The following is a 2,827-nucleotide window of genomic DNA, read 5'->3' on the forward strand; positions in this document are numbered from 1 at the left end:
CCGAACTCGGCATCGACCCGGCACGGATGGAGGCCGACCTCACCGACCTGCGCCGGCTCAGCCTCAAGGAACGGCCCCGGCTGCTCGGCGGCACGGTCCTCAGCACGTCGGACGAGGCGGCTCCGCCGCCCGCGAGCGCCGTCCACGGCGCCCACGGCGAGAGCGGCGCGGCCTCCGTGACGCCGCCCAGGCGGCTGAACGAGATCCTGGCCGACCAGACCAAGGCCCACCAGGAACTGCAGCAGGCGGAGATCAAGCAGACGCAGACCGGCAAGGACGCCGGCAAGATCGCGGAAGCCAGGACCAACCTGGCCGAGGCGGACACGAAGCTCAAGGGCACCACCCGCGAACTCGACGAGGCGCTCCAGCACGAACTCGACAACCGTCTGCTCTCCCAGCGTGAACTGAACCAGCTCGTCGACCAGTTCGCGGGCGCCGGGGACATCGAACGGGCCCGGAAGCTGCAGGCCCACGCACAGGACCTGAACGCCGCCTCCCGCCGCGCGGGCGACGGCCCCGTCCGCTCGGACCAGTTCATCAGGACCGGCGAGGAGATCCACTCCCAGTCCGTGACCGTCCGGCGGCTCGCCAACGAACTGGAGAGCCTGGTCACGGCGGGCGCGACTCCCCACAGTGAACTCAAGGGCCTGGCAAAGGGGCTGGAGAAGGCCGCCAAGGACCTGGACGCGGCCCTCCAGGGCCATGTCACGGACGCCGCCCGTTTCGGGGGCACCTACACCCTGCGCAACCAGCACGCTCCCGTCGCCGCCGTGGCCCACCATCTCGCGGAGCTGGTCGACGACGCCGTCAAGGCGGCGAAGCCGGGCGACAACCTCGTCCTCAAGGGCTTCCTCGGCACCGACGCCTCCGTGGAACGGGTCCAGCGCGGCATCCCGGACCTGCTGCGCCGCTACCGCGAGAACCAGGCGTTCGGCGACGTGCACTCCGGCGAACAGTGGAAGGCGGTCCTGCCCGGGACCGAGGCCCAGTGGCAGAAGGTCTTCGACGACTTCGACGGCTTCGACAAGCTGTCCCGGTCCCAGCAGCACGACTTCGTGCGCAAGCTGTCCGAGAAGAACATCGCGGACCTGCGTACGGACGTCCAGGGCCTGCTGAAGGACCTGCCCGAGGCGGACCGCCTGAAGTTCCAGCAGCTGCGGGAGAAGCTGGAGGCGCTGCCGTACCGGATCAAGCACGCGACCCCGGCCTACCACGCCATCGCCAACAGCGGGGTGATGTCCTCGCAGGGCGACCTGGCCCGACGGGGCGTCAGGTTCCTGGCCTCCGGCAAGAGTTCGGTGAAGAACACCTCCAACCTCGGCAACGACGACTTCGTGTTCTTCCGCATGGAGGTCGGGGACAAGCCGATGGCGACCCGGTACGGGCCGACCACCCTCGTCTTCGACGCCAAGGTCCTGGAGGAGAAGGGCGGCTGGGTCTCGCTCCACGACCAGCTGCACCCGCTGGACCGCGACACGATGAACCAGCTGAAGTTCGGCGACGACACCGTCCGCGGCGCCAAGTACGACGAGGGCTTCGACGAGGTGGGCAAGCGGGGCCGCTGGACGTACGAGTACCCCGGTGGGCGGACCCGGCAGGTCTCCTTCGAGCAGGAGGTCTTCCACGGCGAGCACGTGCAGGAGGCGCTCGCCCTGTCGGTGGTGCGCGAGGTCCACCTGATCGGCGGTGCCTTCAGGGACGACGTCTTCCGGCTGCTCGCCGACACCACGACTCCCGAGGAGCTGGGCTCGGTCATCTCCAAGCTGTACCGGCCCGAGGCGAAGTTCGGCTCCGGGCTGCCGATCAATCCGCACGGGAGCCATGTCACGAGCGAGTGGCCGTCACCGCTGGCGGTCCATGACGCGGACGGCGACGGACGCTATCTCGCCGACGGCTCGGTCGATCCCGCCGCACGGGCCGCCGGCAAGGCCTTCGACGAGGCGTCGGACCGGGTGCGGCAGGCCGACAACGCCTTCAAGAGCGGCAACGCCAAGGCGCAGCGTTACAACCTCAACAAGGCGCAGCCGCACGCCGAGCAGGCGGTCAAGCTGACCCAGGAGTTCCACGCGGCCTCCGTCGGCGAACGCAAGGCCATGGCGCAGACCCTGCTCGACCAGCGTGAGCAGCTCCTGAAGGACATCAACGGCCGCCTCGACGCGCTGAAGCCGCAGAACAGGCCCGAGGGCAGCGCCGCGCAGCCCAGGCCGGTCAGGAACCAGGGCGCGGGAACCTCCTCGTCGGCCGCCGTGGCGGACGGCCCCAACCTCAGCGAGCTTCCACGCGCGGCCGAGGACGCGCTGGGTGCCGTACCGGGGATCACCGAACAGATGAAGAAGATGGTCCGGGCGCTGGGCAACTCGGACGGCTTCCGGTCGCTGCCGGACTCCAGGGTCGGCACGCAGACCACGCAGGCCGTGGACCTGGGCAGGACCGGCTTCGACAAGGCGTACAAGCACCTGCACCGGGCGGGGCTGGTGGTGGGCGACTCCGAGGGTCTCCGCTTCACCCCGGAGGGCCGCCGGCTGTTCCTGCCGCCGGGCTCCGAGACGAAGACCCCCGCACCCACCGCGGACGGCCTGCCGTCCCACACTCCGGACACCGCCTCCCCGGCCCCGCACGCCCTGGACACCGGCTCACCGGCCCCGCACGACCTCAGCACCCACTCCCCCGCGTCGCACGACCTGAACACCCACTCCCCGGCCCCACACGGTCCCGACGCCAACGCGCAGGCACCGAGCCCGGTCCGCGGCACTCCCGAGACCACGCCGGCGCCGCACCAGGACACCGCGCACTCCGGTGGCCAGGAACTGCCCGGGCACGGTTCCCG

1 pseudogene is annotated in these 2,827 nt (G+C 70.7%); it reads left to right on the top strand.

The features are described 5' to 3' along the window. A pseudogene (locus ACFXI4_RS44505) lies at nt 1–2,827 on the top strand (hypothetical protein); the annotation flags it as partial.

Source organism: Streptomyces sp. NPDC059224, assembly GCF_042754285.1.
GTDB lineage: Bacteria > Actinomycetota > Actinomycetes > Streptomycetales > Streptomycetaceae > Streptomyces.